The following is a 487-nucleotide window of genomic DNA, read 5'->3' as shown; positions in this document are numbered from 1 at the left end:
GCTCGCCTTCCACGGCTTCGAAGATCAGCCGCTCCAGCGGAAAGCCGTATGTGCGCGCCGCTTCCAATGTGCTGCGAATACACATCTCCGGCCGGTAAACGGCATTCGGCAGAAAGTTGATCGACAGGTACTGCGTCATGCCTAAGTCAGCCGCGGTGGAAATTGCCCGCACTCGACACAGTTGATCGAATCGGTAACGGTTCTGATCGTCCACCTGCTCCAGGACAGACAAGGCACCTTCACCGTTTACGCCGCGAACCAACGCTTCATGGGCAAACGTCGTTTGATCGCGCAGATCCACAATGGGCTGGAAAGCGAAGGCGAAATCCATCTCTGGCACACCTGTGTTTCTACAGCCCTGGCAGCCACCGGGAGACGCGAATGATTTTGGAAAGTCGGTCATGACACCCCTGATAACGGGTTGTAACCTTCCATGGTGATAAATGATCAGTTGCAGGATTGCGTCATCTGCAAACCAGGCAACAAC

General features: G+C 55.0%; 1 protein-coding gene. It reads right to left on the bottom strand.

Features of this window, described 5'->3' with window-relative positions; translation table 11 throughout:
- On the bottom strand, positions 1–403 hold a 403-nt coding region (locus tag J5M71_RS27655), incomplete at its 3' end, for an EAL domain-containing protein (protein ID WP_207838752.1).
- Between the last annotated feature and the right edge of the window lie 84 nt (positions 404–487).

Source organism: Pseudomonas sp. 43(2021) (genome assembly GCF_017490805.1).
In the GTDB taxonomy this organism is placed as follows: domain Bacteria; phylum Pseudomonadota; class Gammaproteobacteria; order Pseudomonadales; family Pseudomonadaceae; genus Aquipseudomonas.
This window is presented reverse-complemented; position numbering and strand designations above follow the sequence as displayed.